The 22,244-nt window shown below is 63.2% G+C and carries 12 protein-coding genes and 2 pseudogenes; 12 read left to right on the top strand and 2 right to left on the bottom strand.

The window, feature by feature from the left end; all coding sequences use genetic code 11:
* Positions 1-61 precede the first annotated feature (61 nt).
* The 9 genes and pseudogenes from ygfM to ACPDZI_RS10265 all read left to right on the top strand — a co-directional run bounded on the left by ygfM (position 62) and on the right by ACPDZI_RS10265 (position 16,097).
* Entirely contained in the window at positions 62-838 is a 777-nt protein-coding gene (ygfM, locus tag ACPDZI_RS10225) for a molybdopterin-dependent oxidoreductase FAD-binding subunit (RefSeq protein WP_438834473.1), read from the top strand.
* Positions 835-3,733, top strand: a pseudogene (locus ACPDZI_RS10230) (molybdopterin-dependent oxidoreductase Mo/Fe-S-binding subunit). Before ygfM ends, ACPDZI_RS10230 begins: the two are co-directional and overlap by 4 nt.
* Positions 3,734-3,828: 95 nt before the next feature.
* Positions 3,829-5,345, top strand: a pseudogene (locus ACPDZI_RS10235) (nucleobase:cation symporter-2 family protein).
* A gap of 24 nt (positions 5,346-5,369) precedes the next feature.
* Positions 5,370-6,686 (top strand): guanine deaminase, encoded by a 1,317-nt coding sequence (guaD, locus tag ACPDZI_RS10240; protein ID WP_323933132.1) that lies wholly within the window; start codon positions 5,370-5,372, stop codon positions 6,684-6,686.
* Between the two features lie 285 nt (positions 6,687-6,971).
* Entirely contained in the window at positions 6,972-8,348 is a 1,377-nt protein-coding gene (locus ACPDZI_RS10245; RefSeq protein ID WP_438834565.1) for an NCS2 family permease, read from the top strand.
* Between the two features lie 330 nt (positions 8,349-8,678).
* The gene (gene xdhA, locus ACPDZI_RS10250) at positions 8,679-10,997 is read left to right on the top strand and encodes a xanthine dehydrogenase molybdenum-binding subunit XdhA (RefSeq protein WP_438834474.1); all 2,319 of its coding nucleotides are present in this window, start codon (positions 8,679-8,681) and stop codon (positions 10,995-10,997) included.
* A complete protein-coding gene (gene xdhB, locus ACPDZI_RS10255; RefSeq protein ID WP_336988141.1) occupies positions 10,990-11,868 on the top strand; it encodes a xanthine dehydrogenase FAD-binding subunit XdhB in 879 nt (292 codons plus the stop codon). Before xdhA ends, xdhB begins: the two co-directional genes overlap by 8 nt.
* The gene (gene xdhC, locus ACPDZI_RS10260; protein WP_323933129.1) at positions 11,865-12,350 is read left to right on the top strand and encodes a xanthine dehydrogenase iron sulfur-binding subunit XdhC; all 486 of its coding nucleotides are present in this window, start codon (positions 11,865-11,867) and stop codon (positions 12,348-12,350) included. Before xdhB ends, xdhC begins: the two co-directional genes overlap by 4 nt.
* 528 nt (positions 12,351-12,878) lie before the next feature.
* Positions 12,879-16,097, top strand: a complete 3,219-nt coding sequence (locus tag ACPDZI_RS10265) for an ExeM/NucH family extracellular endonuclease (RefSeq protein WP_323933128.1) — start codon at positions 12,879-12,881, stop codon at positions 16,095-16,097.
* Between the two features lie 135 nt (positions 16,098-16,232).
* Here ACPDZI_RS10265 and ACPDZI_RS10270 read toward each other — a convergent pair whose 3' ends face one another.
* Positions 16,233-16,778 (bottom strand): glycine zipper 2TM domain-containing protein, encoded by a 546-nt coding sequence (locus ACPDZI_RS10270; RefSeq protein WP_041218099.1) that lies wholly within the window; start codon positions 16,776-16,778, stop codon positions 16,233-16,235.
* Between the two features lie 504 nt (positions 16,779-17,282).
* On the opposite strand from ACPDZI_RS10270, the gene ACPDZI_RS10275 reads away from it, so the two are divergent.
* Entirely contained in the window at positions 17,283-17,471 is a 189-nt protein-coding gene (locus ACPDZI_RS10275; protein WP_017764436.1) for a hypothetical protein, read from the top strand.
* A 60-nt stretch (positions 17,472-17,531) separates the two neighbouring features.
* On the opposite strand, the gene ACPDZI_RS10280 is transcribed toward ACPDZI_RS10275, so the two are convergent.
* A complete protein-coding gene (locus tag ACPDZI_RS10280; protein WP_438834476.1) occupies positions 17,532-19,058 on the bottom strand; it encodes a YfcC family protein in 1,527 nt (508 codons plus the stop codon).
* A gap of 635 nt (positions 19,059-19,693) precedes the next feature.
* On the opposite strand from ACPDZI_RS10280, the gene ACPDZI_RS10285 reads away from it, so the two are divergent.
* Both ACPDZI_RS10285 and ACPDZI_RS10290 read left to right on the top strand, forming a co-directional pair.
* Positions 19,694-21,316 carry an acyl-CoA synthetase gene (locus ACPDZI_RS10285; RefSeq protein ID WP_438834477.1) on the top strand — a complete coding sequence of 541 codons (1,623 nt, stop codon included), beginning with the start codon at positions 19,694-19,696 and terminating at the stop codon, positions 21,314-21,316.
* Positions 21,317-21,530: 214 nt separating this feature from the next.
* On the top strand, positions 21,531-22,229 hold the full coding sequence (locus tag ACPDZI_RS10290; RefSeq protein WP_202010664.1) for a helix-turn-helix transcriptional regulator: 699 nt from the start codon (positions 21,531-21,533) through the stop codon (positions 22,227-22,229).
* Positions 22,230-22,244 lie beyond the last annotated feature (15 nt).

Below are 22,244 nucleotides of genomic sequence, written 5' to 3' on the forward strand. Positions count from 1 at the left end.
GGACTGGATTGCCCGCCCTGTGGATTTGCCCAGCGGCGGGCAGCAAGAGTAAGGACGACACATGATTGAGCAATTCTTCCGACCCGAGCAACTGGGTCAGGCTTTGGAACTCAAGGCCCGCTTTGGCAACGACGCCGTCTACATGGGGGGCGGCAGCAAGCTCAACGCAGCCCCGACCCGCACCGACAAGAAGGTCGCCATCTCGCTGGACAAGCTCGGACTTGGCCAGATTGAGCAGCAGCACGGCCAGCTCCACATCGGCGCCACCGTCACCCTGCAAGCCCTCAAAGACGACCCCCGTACCCCGGCCGCCCTGTGCGAGGCGCTGGGGTTTGTCTACTCCCGCCATCTGCGCAATCAGGCCACCATTGGCGGCGAAATTGCCTGCCAGCAGCAGGACTCCCCGCTGTTGCCGGTACTGCTGGTACTCGAAGCCGTGGTGGTGCTGGAGAACAATCAGTTGCAACCCATCGATGCCTATCTGGCGGGCCAGCGCAAGGAGCTGGTGCTGGGGGTGGTGCTGCCGGAGCCCGCGCTGCGCTGCGCCACTCGCCGCATCAGCCGCAACGCCGATGGTCTGGCGGTGATGACTGCCGCGGTGGCCCTCGACGCCCTTGGCGAGATGCGAGTCGCCGTTGCTGGCGTTACGCCGCAACCGATGCGCCTGCGTGATGTGGAGCGCCGCGAGCTGCACGATGCCGCACTGGAAGCGGCCGTGAGCGAGCTGGTTGCACCGCGTGAGGATCTCGGCGGGAGCGTGACCTACAAGCGCTATATCAGCGGGGTAGTGGTGGCGGATCTGCTGGTCGAGTGCCAGCAGCAGGAGGTACAGGCATGATGGAACTCAACTTTACCCTGAACGGTGCCCTGCGCACCGTCATCTGCAAGGCCGGTGATAATGCCCAGCGGGTGCTGTTCAACCAGTGCCGGATGCACTCGGTGCGCAACAGCGACGACGGCTTCGGCTTTGCCGGCTCCGACGCCATTCTCTTCAATGGCAAGGTGATCAACGCCTCCTTGCTGATCGCCGCCCAGCTGGATGGCGCGCAGGTGCGCACCGCCGAGGCGCTGGGCAGCTGGAACCAGCTCAGTCTGGTGCAGCAGGCGATGGTGGACGTGGGTGTGGTGCAGTCCGGCTACAACGATCCGGCCGCCGCGCTCATCGTCACCGACCTGCTTGATCGCCATCCCGAACCGACCCGTGATCAAATCGATGACGCGCTCTCGGGCCTCTTTCACCGGGACGGCGGCTACCAGCAGTTCTATCAGGCCATCGAGCTTGCCAGTTCACGGATGAAGGATCCCGATTATCTGTGCCAGATTGCCCCCGAGTTCCGTGACGATCTGCGCCATATCGGCAAGAGCTGCCCCAAGGTTGACGCCGCCAAGATGGTACAGGCCAAACCCTGCTACGTGGAGGACAGGGTCACCGAGGATGCGCTGGTCATCAAGATGCTGCGCAGCCCTCATCCCCATGCGGTGATCACCAAACTCGACGTGAGCCGCGCCGAAGCCATGCCGGGGGTAGTGCATGTCATCACCCACCTCAACTGCCCGGATATCTACTACACCCCGGGTGGCCAGAGTGCCCCCGAGCCGTCACCGCTCGATCGCCGCATGTTTGGCCGCAAGCTGCGTCACGTCGGTGATCGGGTGGCCGCCGTGGTGGCCGAGAGCGAAGCCATCGCATTGGCCGCGCTGAAACTCATCGAGGTCGAGTATCAGGTGTTGCCGGCGGTCATGAGCATTGACGAGGCGATGGCCCCCAATGCGCCGCTGGTCCACGACGAGCCCATCGTCTACATGGCCGGCGCTCCGGCGGATCTCGAGCAGCAGAACGCCTGCTCGGTGCGCCGTGGCGACGAGCACATGATCATCAACTTCCCCATCGGTTCCCGTCCGCATGAGAACCTGGCCGCCAGCGTCCATGGCCAGATCGGCGATGTGGCCAAAGGCTTTGCCGAGGCGGACGAGATTGTCGAGCGCACCTACGAATCGACCCAGGCCCAGCAGTGCCCGACCGAGCCGCACATCTGCTTCACCTACATGGATGGGGATCGTCTGGTCATTCATGCATCGACTCAGGTGCCGTGGCACGTACGCCGTCAGGTGGCGCGCATTGTCGGCATGAAGCAGCACCAGGTGCATGTGATCAAGGAGCGGGTAGGGGGCGGCTTTGGCTCCAAGCAGGACATCCTGCTGGAAGAGGTGTGCGCCTGGGCGACCAAGGTCACCGGCCCGTCCGGTTACCTTCCGCTACACCCGGGAAGAGGAGTTCATCAGCAACACCTCCCGCCATGTGGCCAAGGTGAAGGTGAAAGTAGGGGCCAAGAAAGATGGCACCATCACCGCCATCGAGATGGATTTTCGCGCCAACACCGGCCCTTACGGCAACCACTCATTGACGGTGCCGAGCAATGGCCCGGCGCTCTCCCTGCCGCTCTATCCGTGCGACAACGTGCGCTTTACCGTCAACACCTACTACAGCAACATCTGCCCGACCGGTGCCTATCAGGGTTATGGCGCGCCCAAGGGCAACTTCGCGCTGACCATGGCCATCGCGGAACTTGCCGAGAAACTGGGGATCGATCAGCTCGACATGGTGGAGCACAACCGGGTACACGAGGGGGACATCCTCAAGGTGCTGGGGGCCATCGGCGAGGGCAAGATGCCCACCTCGGTGCCCCACGCGGCCAGCTGCGCCCTCGAACCCATCCTCAAGCAGGGCCGCGAGCTGATCGCCTGGGATAGCCCCAAAGCCGCCGACGGGGATTGGCGCATCGGCCGTGGCGTCGCCATCATCATGCAAAAATCGGGGATCCCGGATATCGATCAGGCCAACTGCATGGTCAAGCTGGAATCGGACGGCACCTTTATCGTCCACTCCGGTGGCGCCGATATCGGCACCGGCCTCGACACCGTGGTGGCCAAGCTGACCGCCGAGGTGCTGCACTGCCCGCTCGGGGATGTGCATGTCATCTCCGGCGACACTGACCACGCCCTGTTCGACAAGGGGGCCTACGCCTCGTCAGGCACCTGCTTCTCCGGCAACGCGGCCAAGAAGGCGGCCGAGAATCTCAAGGAGAAGATCCTGTTCCACGGTGCCGCCATGCTGGGCGAGCCGGTAGCCGATGTTGAGCTGGCGTTCCCGGGCCTGGTGCGCGGCAAGCTGGGGGAGGTGAGCCTCGCCAAGCTGGCCCACAAGGCCGAGACCGGTACCGGCTTCGGTATCTTGGTGGGCACCGCCAGCTACATCACCTCTGAGCTTGCCTTCCCGTATGGCGCCAACTTCGCCGAGGTGGCGGTCAATGTCAGAACCGGCGAGATCCGGCTCGACAAGTTCTACGCCCTGCTCGACTGCGGCACCCCCATCAACCCGGAGCTGGCGCTCGGCCAGATTTACGGGGCGACCATGCGGGCTATCGGCCACTCCCTGACCGAGGAGATCTGCTACGACGGCAAGGGCATCCCGCTCACCCGGGATCTGAAGAGCTATGGCGCGCCCAAGATCGGCGACATTCCGCGCGATTTTAGGGCCTTCCTGGTACCGAGTGACGACAAGGTCGGCCCTTACGGCGCCAAGTCCATCTCGGAGATCGGGGTCAACGGCGCGGCGCCTGCCATCGCCACCGCCATCCACGACGCCTGTGGTGTCTGGTTGCGCAAGTGGCACTTCACGCCGGAGCAGATCCTGCGCGAACTGGGCAAGCTGGAGCAACAAGCGTCGGCATAACAAAAGAAAAGGTGAGGGGCGGGCGCAGGCTCGCCCCCAGCACCTGACAGCGGAATGAGTACTCCGCCCATATTCTGTGTGATGGGACAATCAAGATGTCTAAAACAACACGCAAGCACTCGGACCTGATTTACGCGCTCGAAGACAAACCTCCCTTTTACCAAACCCTGATGGGGGCCGTGACCCACCTGCTGGCCATCTTCGTGCCCATGGTGACGCCGGCCCTGATCGTGGGCGGGGCCCTTGGCCTCTCCACCGAGACCACCGCCTATCTGGTCTCCATGGCGATGATCGCCTCCGGCATCGGCACCTGGCTGCAGGTGAACCGCTACGGCCCCATCGGCTCGGGGCTGCTCTCCATCCAGTCGGTCAACTTCTCCTTCGTCACCGTGATGATCGCGCTTGGCAGCGCCATGAAAAAAGATGGCCTGCACGAGGAGCTGATCGTCTCGACCCTGCTCGGGGTCTCCTTCGTCGGGGCCTTCCTGGTAATGGGCTCCTCCTTTGTGCTGCCCTATCTCAAGCGGGTGATCACCCCCACCGTGAGCGGGGTAGTGGTGCTGATGATTGGCCTGAGCCTCATCAAGGTGGGGATCATCGACTTTGGCGGCGGCTTCTCCGCCATGAGCAGCGGCACCTTCGGCAAATACGAGAACATCGGCCTGGGGCTGCTGGTGCTCTGCGTCATCGTCGCCTTCAACTGCAGCAGGAGCCCCTTGCTGCGCATGAGCGGCATCGCCATCGGCCTGCTGGTGGGCTATGCGGTGGCCCTGATGCTCGGCATGGTGGATTTCTCCGCCCTTGAGAACCTGCCGCTCATCACTGTGCCCATCCCGTTCAAGTACGGTTTTTCCTTCGATCTGCACGCCTTCGTGCTGGCCGGCACCATCTATCTGTTGAGCGTGCTGGAGGCGGTGGGGGACATCACCGCCACCGCCATGGTCTCCCACCGGGATATTCAGGGCCCCGAGTTCCAAAAACGGCTCTCCGGCGGCGTACTGGCGGACGGTCTGGTGTCGGTGATCGCCTCGGCGCTCGGCTCCCTGCCGCTCACCACCTTTGCCCAGAACAACGGCGTCATCCAGATGACTGGGGTGGCCTCGCGCCACGTGGGCAAGTTCATCGCCGTCATCCTGGTGCTGCTCGGCCTCTTCCCGGTGGTAGGGCGCTTCTTTACCACCATACCGTCTCCGGTGATGGGGGGGCCATGGTCATCATGTTCTCCATGATCGCCATTGCCGGCGGACGCATCATCATCAGTCACGGCTTCGATCGGCGCGAGACCCTGATCGTCGCCACCTCGCTCGGGCTGGGGCTCGGCGTCTCCTACGACCCGAACGTCTTCAAGGTGCTGCCGGCGGGCATTTACATGCTGGTGGAGAACCCCATCTGCGCCGGCGGCATCACCGCCATCATCATGAACCTGGTGCTGCCCCAGAGCCGCAGACGCCAAGCGGCCGCCAATGCCGCCGAGGCGGTGGAGCTGATCCAGCTGAGCGACAAACCCGACACCCGTTTTGCCACCCGACCAGCCCCGTCGGCCACCGTCCGCCAACAGGGGCTGGCGACGGACGAGGCCCAGGTGCGCGCCCCGCAAGTGGATCGCGGCTAACGAACAACAAGAGGGAATTGAGAGATGAAAAACGACAACTCCGTCAAGGCGGTGCGCGGCAGCTTCTTTGACATCACCCGGGTGGTGAGCCAGCCCGAGGAGATAGAGCCCAATGCCCGCCTCATCGAAGACGGCCTGCTGATCATCCGCAACGGCTGTATCGACTGGTTCGGCCAGTGGGAGGAGGGCAAGGAGCGGATCCCGGCCCAGGTACGGGTGCGCGACTATCGCGGCAAGATGATAGTGCCGGGCTTTGTCGATACCCATATCCACTACCCGCAAAGCGAGATGGTGGGGGCCTATGGCGAGCAGCTGCTGGAGTGGCTCAACCGCCACACCTTCCCGGCCGAGCGGCGCTACAACGATCTCGAGTACGCCCGCGAGATGTCCACCTTCTTCATCAAGCAGCTGCTGCGAAACGGCACCACCACGGCGCTGGTGTTCGGTACCGTCCACCCCGAATCGGTGGATGCCCTGTTCGAGGCGGCCAGCCGCATCAACATGCGGATGATCGCGGGCAAGGTGATGATGGATCGCAACGCACCAGATTATCTGCTGGACACTGCCGAGAGCAGCTATGCGCAGAGCAAGGCGCTCATCGAGCGCTGGCACGGCAACGGCCGTTTGCTTTACGCCATCACGCCGCGCTTTGCCCCCACCTCGACCCCGGCGCAGCTGGCGATGGCGAGACGGCTGCGCGAAGAGTACCCGACCACCTACCTGCATACCCACCTGTGCGAGAACAAGGACGAGATAGCCTGGGTGAAATCCCTCTTCCCAGAGCACAAAGGCTATCTCGACGTCTATCACCAGCACGGGCTCACCGGCCACAACTGCGTGTTTGCCCACTGCGTCCATCTGGAAGAGCAGGAGTGGGACTGCCTGAAGGAGACCGGATCCACCATCGCGTTTTGTCCCACCTCCAATCTGTATCTGGGCAGTGGCCTCTTCAAGCTGCACAAGGCGTGGCACAAGCAGGTGAAGGTGGGGATGGGCACCGACATCGGCGCTGGCACCACCTTCAACATGCTGCAGACCCTCAACGAGGCCTACAAGGTGATGCAGTTGCAGGGCGAGCGCCTCTCGGCCTATCAGGCCTTCTATCTGGCGACCCTGGGCGGCGCCCATGCGCTGGGGCTGGACGAGCAGATCGGCAGCTTCGCGGTGGGCAAGGAGGCGGACTTCGTGGTGCTCGACCCGGTCGCCACCCCGCTGCAGCAGCTGCGTTATGACAACTCCACCACCCTGCGCGACAAGCTGTTCGTGCTGCTGACCCTGGGGGATGACAGATCCATCTACCGCACCTATGTGGATGGTCAGCTGGTGCACGAGCGGGGCTGATCCGGTTTTCAAAGCAGAGGGGCGGGCATGCTCGCCCCGGGAACACGGCAGCAGGGACCAGCGTGGTGCCTGCGCCGCACGACAGGCGAGGCGCTTGCCCCGCCACAGCAGGTGAAATGGCCCGGTTTTTTTAGATGGCAAGTCAAACGTTTGCCTTGCCTGCCAACCCCATGATGCCGGCGACCGTGGCAGCAGAGATCCACGGCACCGACCGCCATTTCGTCACGACACATTCAGGGATGCAGGAAGGAGTCGGCCATGAGCCAGACAAACAGGATAAACGAGATGGACGGGGCAACTGCGGACAAGGGGGCGGCGGCGGGACGAGAGCCCGCCGGCAGCGCGCTCGATCGCTACTTCATGATCAGCGAGCGGGGCAGCAACGTGCGCCAGGAGGTGCTGGCGGGGCTCACCACCTTCCTCGCCATGGTCTATTCGGTAATCGTGGTGCCCAGCATGCTCGGCAAGGCGGGCTTTCCCCCCGGCGCTGTGTTCGTGGCCACCTGTCTGGTGGCGGGCTTTGGTTCGCTGCTGATGGGGCTCTGGGCCAAGCTGCCGATGGCCATCGGCTGCGCCATCTCGCTCACCGCCTTTACCGCCTTCAGCCTGGTGCTGGGGCAGCAGATCTCCATCCCGGTGGCGCTCGGCGCCGTCTTTCTGATGGGGGTGCTGTTTACCGCCATCTCGGTGACCGGGGTGCGCAGCTGGATCCTAGACAACCTGCCGATGGGGATTGCCCACGGTACCGGCATCGGCATCGGGCTCTTCCTGCTGCTGATCGCCGCCAACGGGGTGGGGCTGGTGATCAAGAACCCGCTGGAGGGGCTGCCGGTGGCGCTGGGGGCCTTTACCTCCATGCCGGTCATCATGTCCCTCATCGGGCTGGCGGTCATCGTCGGGCTGGAGAAGCTTAAAGTTCCGGGCGGGATCCTGCTGGTGATCATCGCCATCTCCATTTTCGGCCTCATCTTCGATCCGGCGGTCAAGTACCAGGGGCTGTTCGCCATGCCGAGCCTCGCCGACGAGCAGGGCAAGTCCCTCATCTTCAGCCTGGACATCATGGGGGCGCTCTCGCCGCTGGTGCTGCCAAGCGTGCTGGCACTGGTGATGACGGCGGTGTTTGATGCCACCGGCACCATTCGCGCCGTGGCGGGGCAGGCCAATCTGCTGGACAAGGATGGCCACATCATCAACAGCGGCAAGGCGCTCAGCGCCGACTCCATCAGCAGCATCTTCTCCGGTCTGGTGGGGGCCGCGCCGGCCGCCGTCTACATCGAATCGGCGGCGGGCACGGCGGCAGGGGGCAAGACCGGCCTCACCGCCACCGTGGTGGGGGTTTTGTTCCTGCTGATGTTGTTCCTCTCGCCGCTCTCCTATCTGGTGCCGGCCTATGCCACTGCACCGGCGCTGATGTACGTGGGGCTCTTGATGCTGAGCAACGTCGCCCGGCTCGACTTCGATGACTTCGTCGGGGCCATGTCCGGCCTGCTGTGCGCCGTCTTCATCGTGCTCACCTGCAACATCGTCACCGGCATCATGCTGGGCTTCAGCGCCCTGGTGATCGGCCGTATCTGCTCGAAGGAGTGGCGCAAGCTCAACGTCGGCACCGTCATCATCGCCCTGGCGCTGGTGCTCTTCTACGCTGGCGGCTGGGCCATCTAGTCCGCATCGCGTCCTTCTTTATCGCGGGGCCAGCCTCTCTTGGCCGGCCCCGCCCTTCAAACCGAACTCATACCATTTTGATAACGGGGGCTACCAGATTGATAACGCCGCCCGGCAATGGCGCCGCCGAGTCCTCCATGGGCTGCTGCTGCGGGGTTGACCACGGCCATGACGGAGAGCCTGATGGGCGCCGGATGGGATCTTCTTCACACTTCTTCCCTTTGCTCGCCGCCTTTGCCCCCCGGTTGGCCCACCTTGCCGGAAACGGGCGCATATCTTGCTGTTTTTTATACCGGTTCTGATTTTTTCTGCCTGACAAAGGACTTGCATATGTCCATAGGATTACCGCTCAAGCGGGTGGATGCCGAGGCCAAGGTGACCGGCAGCGCCCGCTATACCGACGACAACATCATGCTCGGCATGCGCCACGCCAAGTACGTGCGAAGCCATATCGCCCACGGCAAGGTACTTGCCATCGACGCCAGCGAGGCGCTGGCCCTGCACGGGGTCGAAGCCGTGTTCACCCACGAGGATGTGCCCACCACCTGCTTTCGCACCGCCGGTCACGCCTGGTCCCTCGATGAGACCAAGCGGGATGTGAAAGACCGCCGCCTGCTCACCGACCATGTGCGTCACTTCGGCGATGGCGTCGCCATCGTGGTGGCCCGCGATCCGCTGGTGGCCGAGAAGGCCGCTGCCCTGGTCAAGGTGACCTACGAGCCGCTGCCGGTGATGACGGATGCGGCCAGCGCCCTGGCCGAGGGGGCTTATCCCATCCACCCGAGCGGCAACCTGCTGCGCCAGAGTCAGATCCGGGCGGGAGAGCCGGAGCAGGCCATCGCCGCCGCCGACTTGCAGTTCAAGGGGCACTACCAGACGCCGGTGGTGCAGCACTGTCATCTGGAGACGGTCACCTGCTACGCCTACATGGATCAGCCGGACCACATCATCGTCGTCACCAGCACCCAGATCCCCCAGATTGTGCGCAGCCGGGTGGCCAAATCCCTCGGCCTGCCTTGGTCGAGCGTGCGGGTGATCAAGCCCTACATGGGTGGCGGTTTTGGCAACAAGCAGGATGTGCTGGAAGAGCCGATGGCGGCGTTTCTGAGTTACCAGCTCGGTGGCGTGCCGGTCAAGGTGACGCTGAGCCGGGAGGAGTGCTTCTTTGCCTCCCGCACCCGCCACGGCTTTGCCATCGACGGCACCCTCGGTATCAACCGGGATGGCACCCTCAAGGGGTATCAGCTCGACGTGCTCTCCAACACCGGCGGCTATGCCTCTCACGGCCACTCCATCGCCAGCGCCGGCGCCAACAAGATCAGCTACCTCTATCCGCGCAGCGCCTTTGGCTACGACGCCAAAACCTTCTACAGCAACCTGCCCACCGCCGGTGCCATGCGCGGTTACGGCGCGCCGCAGGTGGTGTTTGCCCTTGAATGCATGCTGGATGATGCCTGCGCCGAGCTGGGTCTGGATCCGCTTGCAGTGCGCATCGCCAACGTGGCCCGTGAAGGGGACGTCAATCAGGTCAACCAGAAGGCCATCTACAGCGCAGGGCTCCCTGAGTGTCTGCACCGGGGTAGCGAGCAGTTTGAGTGGGATCGGCTCAAGGCCGAGTGCTTGGCGCAGGATCCGGCAAGTAGGGTGCGCCGTGGTATCGGGGTGGCGTGCTTTAGCTACGGCTCCAACACCTATCCGGTGGGGGTCGAAATTGCCGGCGCCCGCATGCTGCTCAATCAGGATGGCACCGTCAATCTGCAGATCGGCGCCACCGAGATAGGGCAGGGGTCGGACACCGTCTTTGCCCAGATGGCGGCCCAGACGTTAGGCATTCCTTTTGAGCAGATCCGGGTCATCTCGACCCAGGATACCGACATCACCGCCTACGACCCGGGCTCGTTCGCCTCGCGCCAGAGCTATGTGGCGGCCCCTGCCATCCATCAGGCGGCGCTGCAGTTGCGGGCCCGCATCCTGTCGCTGGCGGCCCAGCTCTGTCATCAGGATGTGGGGTCGCTCACCTTGATCGACGGCTATGTGGTGCTGGCGGGTGCGCCGGACAAGGTGCTCATCAGCGTCGCCGAGGTGTCGGTCAACGCCTACTACCACCTCACCATCGGCGGCCAGATCACCTCCGAGGTCTCCCACAAGACCACCACCAACCCGCCGAGCTTTGGCTGCACCTTCGTCGATCTCAGCGTCGACATCGATCTCTGCAAGGTGACCATCAACCGCATCCTCAACCTGCACGATGCCGGCAAGATCCTCAACCCACAGCTGGCGGAGGGGCAGGTGCACGGCGGTATGGGGATGGGGATCGGCTGGTCCCTGTTCGAGGAGATGATCATCGACGCCAAGACCGGCGTGGTGCGCAACCCCAATCTGCTCGACTACAAGTTTCCCACCATGCTGGATTTGCCCGAGCTCGAATGCGACTTCGTGCAGACCTACGAGCCCCAGTCGGTCTATGGCCACAAATCCCTGGGGGAACCGCCCATCATCTCGCCGGGCCCTGCCATTCGCAATGCCATCCGCATGGCGACCGGCGTCGCCATCAACGAGCTGCCCATCACCCCCAAGACCCTGTTTCGGGAGTTTGTCGCGGCGGGTTTGATTGGCGAGGGAGCAGGGGAGGAGCAACGCCATGTTTGATATTGCCCGTTACTACAAGGCCCACAGCGTGGCCGAGGCGGTCGCCCTGCGCCAGGCCGACCCCGAGGCGCGCCTCTTGGCCGGTGGCACCGATGTGATGATCCAGCTCCATCACCTCAACGCTGCCTATCGTCATATCGTCGATATTCACGACTTGCCCGAGCTCAAGGGGGTGAGCGAGCTGGCCGACGGCGCTATTCGCATCGGCTCTGGCACCACCTTTACCGAGCTCATCGAAAACGAGCTGGTGCAGCGCCGCTTGCCGATGCTGGCCGAAGCCGCTGCCACCATCGCCGGTCCGCAGATCCGCAACGTCGCCACCTATGGCGGCAATATCTGCAATGGTGCCACCAGTGCCGACTCGGCGGCGCCTACCGTCGCGCTGGAAGCGGAGCTGGAAATCGCCGGGCCCAATGGCACGCGCCGCATCCCCATCGCCGGATTTCATACCGGTCCCGGCAAGGTGGCGCTGCAACCGGCGGAGATCCTGGTGGCGTTTCACTTTGCCCCAGACGCGCACCCTCAGGTGGGCTCCCACTACTTCAAATACGCCATGCGGGGCGCCATGGACATTGCCACCATCGGCTGCGCCGCCTACTGCCAGATTGAGGATGGTCACTTCAAGCGCCTACGACTGGCTTACGGAGTGGCGGCCCCGACGCCGGTGCGCACCCCGCACGCCGAAGCGGCGGCCGAGGGGCAACCGCTGACCCGGGCGACGCTGGCGGCGATTGCCGAGGCGGTGGTGGCTGATGTGGCGCCGCGATCCTCCTGGCGGGCAGAAAAGGAATTTCGCCTGCACCTGATCAAAACCCTGGCGCACCGGGTGATCACCTGCGCCGTCGAACGTGCCGGAGGCAAGATCCTATGATGCAACCGCAAAGCTGTCCCACTGTTGCGATCCAGTGCGAGATCAACGGCAAACCTTACTCCTACGCTGTGTCGCCCACCATGTCGCTGCTCCACTTCCTGCGCGGGCAGGGGATCATCAGCGTAAAAGAGGGGTGCAGCGTCGGTGAGTGCGGCGCCTGTACCGTGCGGGTGAATGGTACTGCTATCGACAGCTGCCTCTATCTGGCGGTGTGGGCCGATGGCAAATCCATTCGCACCGTGGAGGGAGAGCGACAGGGCAACGAGCTCTCCGATGTACAACAGGCCTTTATCGACGAGGGGGCGGTGCAGTGCGGTTTTTGCACCCCGGGCCTTGTCATGGCGAGCGCCGCCCTGCTCGACAAGACAGATCGCCGCCCCTTGAGCGAGGCGGAGATCCGCCGCGGGCTGTCGGGGAATCTGTGTCGCTGCACCGGTTATCAGAACGTGGTGCGGGCGGTGAAGAAGTGCTGCAAGGGGTGATGGGTTAGCCCCTCGATTAGCCTCGCAAACCGTCGTTCAGCAGCAAGGTGACAGCACCTGAAATAGGCCGGGAGGTTATTTTCACTCCGCTGCTCAAGCACGCATCCCGTTATTTCGGGCGGGCAATGGGGAACAGGCATCCCGCGCAGCCCGGTTGCCAGCACAAATAATAAGCAGGCGGGTCCGTGCAGCGGCCTGAAAATGGCAAGCGACTGTTTTTACGCGATATGTCAGCTTGTGTCGCCATCTTGTGCGCCGCCTTTGCCTATTGGCGGCAGCAAATATCGGCGGGCGGGAAATAACGGAAAATAATGGCAAGGGGTCTGAAAAAGCCCCCTTTTTTGTCACGTGGTCGCAACATTTTTCTGTAATTGTTAGCCAGCTCGCGGCGACCCTTCGCGGAAACGGGCAGAGTAGGCGCCATGGTCGGCGAAGGCCGCCATGATGCGCAATCAGGGTTGTAATCAGGTGCTGCGGCCCGTCTAACGGGGCGCAAAACATAACATCAAAAAGAAAAAGGAAACTGGCATGTCAGGAAGACACTCTCTGGTAGCGCTGGCCGTCGGGCTGGCGCTGGCGGGACCGGCACAGGCACAGCTGCTCATCAGCGAATACCTGGAAGGCTCGGGCAACAACAAGGCGGTGGAGCTGAGCAACCTCGGCAGCGACCTCGTCGATCTCTCCCAATACCGGTTGGCGCTCTACGCCAACGGCAAACCCATCAGCGAATCACCCACCAACAGCCTGGCGCTGCAAGGCACGCTGGCCCCGGGCGCCACCCTGGTGCTGGCCAACCCCTCCGCCAGCAGCGAGATCCTGGCCAAGGCCAACCGCACCAGCGGCAACCTGGTGTTCAATGGTGACGACGCCCTGGTGCTCTATCGCGGCAGCGAGATAGTGGACAGCTTCGGCCAGGTCGGTGTGGATCCGGGCACGGCCTGGGTGTCGGGCAACGTCTCGACCCTGGACATGACCCTGCGCCGCAAGGCCACCGTCACCATCGGCCGAACTGATGCAACCGCCCCCTTCGATCCGGCGCAGGAATACGTGGCCGCCCCGAAAGATGACGCCAGTGGCCTGGGCTGCAGTGGCGATGGTCCCTGCGATGGCACCCAGCCGCCCGCCTTCGTCTGCCCGGTGGACAGCCTGGTGCCGGTGCCCGCCATTCAGGGCCCCGGCAGCAGCAGTCCGCTGGTGCCGGCCGGCAAGTTTGAATCGGAACAGGCCTATGCCACCCGCGGCGTGGTGACCCAGGTAGTCAGCGGCCTCTACAAGGGCTTCTTCATTCAGGATGAGCAGGGGGACGGCGATCCGGCCACCTCCGACGGCCTCTTCGTCTACAGCACCAAGGCCAACGCTGCCATCGTGCCGGGGGCCGAGGTGTGCGTCTCGGGCAAGGTGAAGGAGTATTTCAACCAGACCCAGCTCAACGCCGACGAGCTGGTGGTGACCCGGCCGCTGGGGGCCATCCCGGCTGCGGTGGATCTGCTGCCGGTGGCGGGCGAGAGCCTGAGCCAGCTGCTGGAGCGTCATGAGGGGATGCAGGTACGGCTGGTGCCGGAATCCAGCCTGGTGGTGACCCGCAACTTCAGCTTCGATTACGACGGCAAGCGCAACAACCTGGTGCTGGCCTATGGCGCGCCGCTCATCAAGTCGACCCAGAAATTTGCCGCCATGAGCGAGGAGGCGAGCAACTGGGCCCTGCGCAACCAGCAGAACCAGCTGGTGGTGGAGACCGACGCCAAGGCGCCGGATGGCGTGCTGCCCTGGTTCCCCGGCTTCAACGCCGAGGACGGTTACCTGCGCATCGGCGACAAGCTCAACGGGCTGGAGGGGGCGCTTGGCTACTCCTACAACCTGTTCCGACTGGTGGCCAGCAACCGCATTGACGCTAGCCAGATAGATCACAGCGGCTGGGATCGGGTGGAAACCCCCGAGCTCGCCGAGGCGGGGGATCTGCGGGTCGCGAGCTTCAACGTGCTCAACTTCTTCACCACGGTCGTGGGGGGCGATGCCAACCCCACCGGCAGCAACCGGGGCGCCTTGACGGTAGCGGAGTTCGAGCTGCAGCGCACCAAGATAGTCAGCGCCATCACCCGCCTCAATGCCGACGTGGTGGGGCTGATGGAGATCGAGAACAACGGCTACGGCGACAACTCCGCCATCGTCAACCTGGTGGCGGCCCTCAACGCCGCCCAGCCGGATGAGGCGGATCACTACCGCTGGATTGCCTCGCCGGATGGCAAGCCCATTGGTACCGACGCCATCACGGTGGGGCTCATCTACCGACCCGCCAAGGTGACCCCGGAGGGGGCTGCTGGCCTTATCGCGCTGCCGGTGCAGCAGGCCGAGGCGGTGGACGCCAGCGGCAAGCCGGTGACCATCAATCAGGGGATGCGCGAGTCACTGGTGCAGCGCTTCAGCTCGCCCAAGGGGGATGCACCGCTGACCCTGGTGGTCAACCACCTCAAGTCCAAGGGCTCCGCCTGCCTCGAGGATTACCCCGACTACGCCACTGCCGATCCGCTGGATGGCCAGGGCCACTGCAATGCGTTGCGGGTCTCCGCCGCCAAGGTGCTGGGAGAACACCTCAAGGATTTGGCCGGGGATCTGCTGCTCATCGGCGACATGAACGCCTACGGCATGGAGGATCCCATTCGGGTGCTGACCGACTATGATCCGGCCGCCCAGTCGCGCCAGATCATGAGCGCCTCCTTTACCACATTGGCGGGTCAGCCCTTCGAGGAGAGCGGCAGCGCCCTTGGCAAGGGGTATGGCCTTATCAACCTCAACACCCGCTTCCACGGCACCGACACCTACTCCTACAGCTACGAAGGGGAGCTCGGCAACCTGGATCACGCCCTGGCAAACCCGAGCCTCGCGGCCAAGGTGATCGGCATCGAGGATTGGCACATCAACTCCGCCGAGAGCAACTTCTTCGAGTACGGCAGCAAGTACAGCGGCCAGCTGGCGAAATCCGAAGGGCCCTTCAGCGCCTCGGATCACGATCCGGTGCTGGTGGCCATCCAGTATCCGCTGCCGCCCGCCGGGGTATTGAGCCTCGAGAGCGCCGCTGCCAACGTGGAGGAGGGCAACACCCTGGCCTTGAGCGTGGCGCGCCGCGACGGCAGCTATGGTGAGGCCAGCGTCAGCTACCGCATTGCCTACGGCAGCGCCGATGCCAACGACGTGGCGCCGCTCACCGGCACCCTGCACTGGGCCGCCGGACAGAGCGACAGCCAGACCATCAGCATCCCGGTGAAGAGCGATACCCTGCGCGAAGGGGACGAGACCTTTACCCTGGAGCTGTTTGACCCGAGTGGCGCGACCCTGGGCGAGCAGCACCAGACCCTGGTGACCATCAAGGACAAGCTGGCGCCGTCCACCATCTCGCTGGCGCGCGCCAGCCTGACGGTGAACGAGGGGCAGTGGTTTGCCGAGATCCCGCTGGTGCGCAGCGGCGATCTGAGCAAGCCGGCCCGGGCCCGGGTGGCCCTTGACGGAGTCACGGCGCGCTGGGGGCTGGATTTCCTGCCCTGGTTCGGTCAGTCGGTGAGCTGGGCAGCAGGCGAGGGGGGCAGCAAGTCGGTCAAGGTGCTGATCATCGATGACTGGTTTGTCGAGCCCACCGAGCAGTTCAAGGTGAGCCTGGCGGCGCTGCAGGGTGGCCAACCGGGTAACCTGCAGGAGACCCGGGTCGACATTCTGGACAACGACAAGTCCTGGTGGCCCTTCGGGCGCCACTGAGGATAACTTCTCTATATGAAAAGGGGCCTGCGGGCCCCTTTCTGTTGTCGGTCACCTTGCTGTTGCAGGCCAAAGTGCCGAAAACAGCGAGGCCCATCACCAGGATGGGCCTCTGAGCTGGGCACGCCGACGGGATCAGCTGCCGCTCTGGGGGCCGTCAATCACCAGCTTGCCATCCTTGACCGGGATGGTGGCGCCGGGGGCCTTGTTCATGCGGATCACCCCTTCCTGACCGGCGAGGCGGTAGGTAACGTCATAGCCCAGGGTGCGGGTGCTGCTCTCCTGCACCGTCTTGCAACGCTGTTCGGTGGTGGTATAGGTATCACCGGCCTGCATGTTGCCCTGCACCTGGTTGCCGGCATAGCCACCCGCCACGGCGCCTGCGGCGGTCGCCACCTTCTTGCCGTTGCCGCCACCAAACTGGTTGCCAAGTACGCCGCCCAGCGCCGCACCGACCACGGTACCCAGGATTTTGTGCTCGTCCTGCACCGGCTTACGGTGGGTCACGCTGACGTTGCGACACTCCTGACGGGGGGTCTTGATGGTCTCGGTCACCGCTTTGCTTGCCAGCACTTCGGCGAACTGAGGCTGTGATGAAAATAGGGATCCGCTGGCGGCGGCTGACAAGGCCAGCGCAGAGGCCACACCGATCCCGACTCCTGCCAACATGGATTTGTTCATTTTCTCTTCTCCTCAAATGCATCACGGGATGCGTCTCTTGCTTGCGGTCATCTTGGCACAAGGGCAACGAGGCACAAGGCAAAGCCGGTGCGGGCACGACAGCCCCTGACTGCACCAGAAAATGCCTCGTCAAAAAGGTGTCGGGCTTTGGCGACAAGGGGCGGGGGGAAGGCTACAAAAGCGATCTGCGAATGGCATTTTGCGATTCAGCTGGACCTGTTTTCCCATTTTGCGCCAAGCTCCTGCCACCGCTGGCTGGCGCAGTGGCAAACCAGAGGAACTTGTCATCCACCAGCGTCAGTCAGGGCGCGCCAACCGCTTGATAAATCACTGTTGCCAGGATGGCTGGCGGCCGATAACAGATCACGGCAAGCATTATGCTTGCTCTGTTGGCAGAGAGGATCAATCGCGCGTCTCTGGCGGCCCGCAGCAATGTGAGCCGGCAGGCGCCACCCGCAGTCAGGCCCGTTCGGCTGCGGTCATCCGGTCAGCAAGGGGGTTCATATGTCGATGCTGCCAAGATGGATACAACCGGCCGTGCAGGCCGGCATCATCACCCGGGAACAAGCCCAGCGGCTGCTGGACTCCCTCTATCAACCCCTCTGTGAGACGGCGCAGGAGCTGCCCGCCGACCTTGCCGACATCAGCCTCAAGCTCTTCTGTTTTCGCCAGCAGCACAGGGTGCGCCACTAGACTCTCCAGATCTGCACCCTGGATAAGGCATGACCCCCGCCTAGGCGGGGGTCATGTGCCCTAGATCAGCATCACCTGCGCCACCAGCATCAGGGCGCCAAATCCCAGCACGAAGCCCACCATGGGCAGCACGAACCTGACCCACTGGTTGAACTGGATGCCAAGCATCTGCAGGGTGACCAGCACCAGTCCGGTGGGGGCCAGGAACAGCATGGCGTATTGCCCCCAGTTGTAGGCCGACACCACGATATAGCGCGGGATCATCACGGTATCGGCGAGCGGCGCCATGATGGGCATGGAGAGCACCGCCAGCCCAGAAGAGGAGGGCACCACCAGCCCCAGCAGGGTGAACACCAGCATCTGGGCCACCGCAAACACGGCGCCGTGCATGCCGGCCACCAGACTGGAGGCATAGGCCAGGATGGTGTCCGAGATCATCCCCTGATCCAGCACCAGGTTGACCCCCCGCGCCAGCCCGATGATGAGCGAGACGGCCACCAGCTCGGACGCCCCCAGGGTGAAGGCCTCGACCGCCTCTTTCTCTCTGAGGCCGGAGATAAAGATGATGACGATGGCGACGGCTAGGAAGGAGGCCGCCATCTGCGGGAACCACCAGCCAGCCATGGAGACGCCCCACACCATCAGGGGGAAGGCGAGGATGAACAGGGTCAGGATGATCTTGCGGCGCAGGGTGAAGGGGACCCCTTCATCGAGGGAGCCCTCTTTCAGGAAGCGGGCCCGAAAGCTCTCTCTGTCCTCATAGGTGTAGGAGAAGGCCGGGTTGGCCTTGATCTTCTTGCAGTACCAGTAGAGATAACCGATCACCACCAGGGTGCCCACCAGACAGCCGACGGCGCGAACACTCAGCCCCTCGGTAAAGGGGATGCCGGCGGCGTTGGAGGCGATCACTACCGAGAAGGGGTTGATGGTGGAGAAGGTGGTGCCCATGGAGGCGGCAAGGAAGATGGCCCCCACGCAGACGATGGCGTCATAGCCGAGCGCCAGAAAGATGGGCACCAGGATGGGATAGAAGGCGACGGCCTCCTCCTCCAGCCCGCAGGTGGTACCCCCCAGCGCCATCACAAAGCAGACCAGCGCCACAAACAGGAACTCGTTGCCGCGGGTCTTGCGCGACAGCGCCACCAGCCCGGCACTGAAGGCGCCGGTCTTGTTGATGACGCCGATCAGTCCCCCCAGCACCAGGATGAAGACGATGATGTCGGCCCCCTCTATGGTGCCCTTGACCATGCTCACCGCCACGTCGGAGAGTCCCTTCGGCGCCTGGGCCAGCCGCTCATAGGTACCGGGGATGGCGATGGGCTTGCGGATGGTGCCGTTGACGAACTGCTCCACCCCGATATTGATGTCGAGCCTGGTCAGTTCATCCTGAGTGGCGGGCACTCGCCGGGTTTCCCCTTGCGGTGTATTGATGGTCAGCATATGGCTGGCGGCATTATAAGAGAGCTTGGCATAGGCGCCCGCCGGAATTATCCAGGTGAGGGCGATGGCCAACAGCATGATCAAAAACAAAATGGTAAACGCGGTGGGAAATTGTCTGCGGGTCTGGGTATTCGGCTCGGCACACATAAAATGCTCCTCGATAAAGCAGGTTCGGGCTCGGCGGAATATCGGGTCGATAGGGTTCCTTCGTCATGCAGCGGGAGTGCGCAAACTCACTGGTTATGGCGCATCGTATGGCGAGAAATCTGGCCTGATATTGAACATCCGGTAGATTGTTTCACCAAGAAACCATAACCCGCCGAGGGGAAGCATGAACAGCGCTGCGGGCCTGCTTTATGGAAGCCGTCACAAAATATATTTAATGAGGGACCTGTAATTAATTTATTGGCAATAAACCGATGCGCTTTCTTATGCCATAAATATCCAATCGGCGGTGTTTGTAAATATATTTATATCGGCAACCCTGCAATCTGATATGGCCAGCTTGCATGCCAGCATCAGCATATTCATTATTTGCCGGGTTTTATGCCGAGGATATTGGCCGTCGATATTTGTCGCTGAAAAAACAGGCACCAGAATGCAGCTCGGTCAGATTAGCGGCGCCAGCACGGTGCCTCTAAGACGTTTTGCTAATACCTGCGACCATCACCTCGCGCTAGGCTGTGATCCCCGATACGAGCACCCTCTGGCAGGACGCCAGAGGGTGGTTGCCGGCGCTCCCGGGAGCGCACCGTTTTTGCTACCTGCTAGGAAGGAACCCGATGACAGAGCAGAACATCTATCAGCGCGATCTGGAAAAAAATCCCGCCAATTATGAGGCGCTGACCCCCATCAGCTTTCTGGGGCGGGCCGCCCGGGTCTACCCCGACTATCTGGCGCTGATCCACGGCCCCCTGCGCCAGAGCTGGGCCCAGACCGAGCGGCGTTGCCGCCAGCTGGCCTCGGCCCTTCGCCGCCGCGGCATCGGCGAGGGGGATACCGTCTCCATCGTCGCGCCCAATATCCCGGCCATGTTCGAGGCCCATTTCGGGGTGCCCATGAGCGGCGCCGTGCTCAACACCATCAACACCCGGCTCGATGCCGAGTCGATGGCCTTTATCTTCCAGCATGCCCAGAGCAAGGTGGTGCTGGTAGACAGGGAGTTCGGCGCCGTGGTGCGCAAGGCGCTGGCATTGATTGAACTCGCGCCGCTCCTCATCGCCATCGACGATCCCCTCTACCGGGAGGGGGAGCTGGTCAGCGACCTCAGCTATGAGGCGTTTCTTGCAGAGGGGGGTGGGGATGAACCAGGCTGGCTGCCGCAAGATGAGTGGCAGGCGATCTCGCTTAACTACACCTCCGGCACCACCGGCAACCCCAAGGGGGTGGTCTATCACCATCGCGGCGCCCACCTCAATGCGGTCAACAACGTGCTCTCCTGGGAGCTGCCCAAGCACAGCGCCTATCTCTGGACCCTGCCGATGTTTCACTGCAACGGTTGGTGCTTCCCCTGGACCCTGGCGGCGACGGCTGGGGTGAGCATCTGCCTGCGCCATGTGCAGGCGGCGGCCATCTATGATGCGCTGCACGAGCACAAGGTGACCCATTTTTGCGCTGCCCCCATCGTACTCAACATGCTCAACAACGCAGATCCTGCCCTCAAACGCGGGCTCGACCATCCCATCAAGGCGATGACGGCAGGGGCGGCGCCCCCCGCCACCGTGATCGCCGGCATGGAGGCGATGGGGATCGCCGTGACCCACGTCTACGGCCTCACCGAAACTTATGGCCCTTGCGTGCTGTGCGAGCCGCAGCAGAGCTGGCAAGGGCAGGATGCCACCACGCTGTCGCGTCTGAAAGCACGCCAGGGGGTGGCCTCACCCCTGCAGGGGGAGATGCGGGTCATCAACCCGGTCAGCGGCGAGCCGGTCCCTCGGGACGGCAAGACCATGGGCGAAATCGTGCTGCGTGGCAATGTGGTGATGAAGGGCTATCTCAAGAATCCTTCTGCCAGCGCCGAGGCGATGGCGGAGGGGTGGTTTCGCAGCGGCGATCTGGCGGTATGGCACCCGGACGGTTACGTGGAGATCAAGGACAGATCCAAGGACATCATCATCTCGGGCGGGGAGAACATCTCCAGTCTGGAGGTGGAGGACGTGCTCTATCGCCATCCCGATGTGGACGAGGTGGCGGTGATCGCCATGCCGGACGAGAAGTGGGGGGAGGTGCCCTGCGCCTTCGTCAAGCTCAAGGAGGGGCGCGAACTCACCCAGGCAGAACTCATTGCGTTTTGCCGCGAGCAGATGGCCCACTTCAAAGCCCCCAAGCGCATCATCTTTACCCCGCTGCCGAAAACCTCCACCGGCAAGGTGCAGAAATTTATGCTGCGCCAGCAGCTGGTGTGACTCTGGCGAGGGCGCAACGATATCAACGGGCCTGCGGGCCCGTTTTGTTTTTCGTGGTCTCAGGGGTGAAGATGCTGCTTCAAAGATGGCCTGGGCCTCTGATAACGGAGTTCGACCAACAACGCGTGCCTTTCGGGCCAATCCCGGCTTACCATGCCTGCCATCTCCCGCCAGCCTGAGGATGCCTGTGAGAAAATCGGATCGACTGTTTCAATTGACCAACCTGCTGCGGGTTCATCAGCCCCTGACCGCCCGCGAGCTGGCGATGCGTCTGTGTGTCTCGGAGCGCACTATCTACCGCTATATGGACGACCTCTCTCTGGCTGGCATTCCCGTTTATGGTGAAGTCGGGCTGGGCTATCGGCTGAGCGAGGGGTTCGAGATGGCCCCCTTGCAGTTGAGCGCAGCCGAGCTGGAGGCCCTTATCACCGGGGTGAACCTGGTGGCGGTGCTGACCGGCAAGGGGATGGCCGATCCGGCCCGAGCCTTGCTCGCCAAGATAGAGGCCGCTCTGTCGGAACAGGGCATTAAGGTGGACTGCGATCCCGTGGTGCGGGTACCGGACTATCGCACGGCGCATCCGGTATACGCCCGTTGGGATCAGTTGCATGAGGCCATCATCGCCGGCCGCTGGCTGGAAATAGGTTATCAGGATGCCAAAGCCTGCAAGACGGGCCGCTACATCTATCCCCTCGGGCTCTTTTACTGGGGCGGATGCTGGACGCTCGGCGCCTGGTGTGCACTGCGTCAGGCCTACCGGGATTTCAGGGTGGATCGCATCGATACCCTGGCACAGTGCCGTCAGGGGGAAGGGACGCCCCCTGGCGTGACTCTGGCCGATTATCTCGCCCTGCGGCAGTCAGACGAGTTCCCCCATGCGCGCAGTGGTGCCGAAACGGCAATTCAGGACTGACACAAGGCTGTCAGT

Source organism: Aeromonas oralensis (genome assembly GCF_049665575.1).
Lineage (GTDB): Bacteria > Pseudomonadota > Gammaproteobacteria > Enterobacterales > Aeromonadaceae > Aeromonas > Aeromonas hydrophila.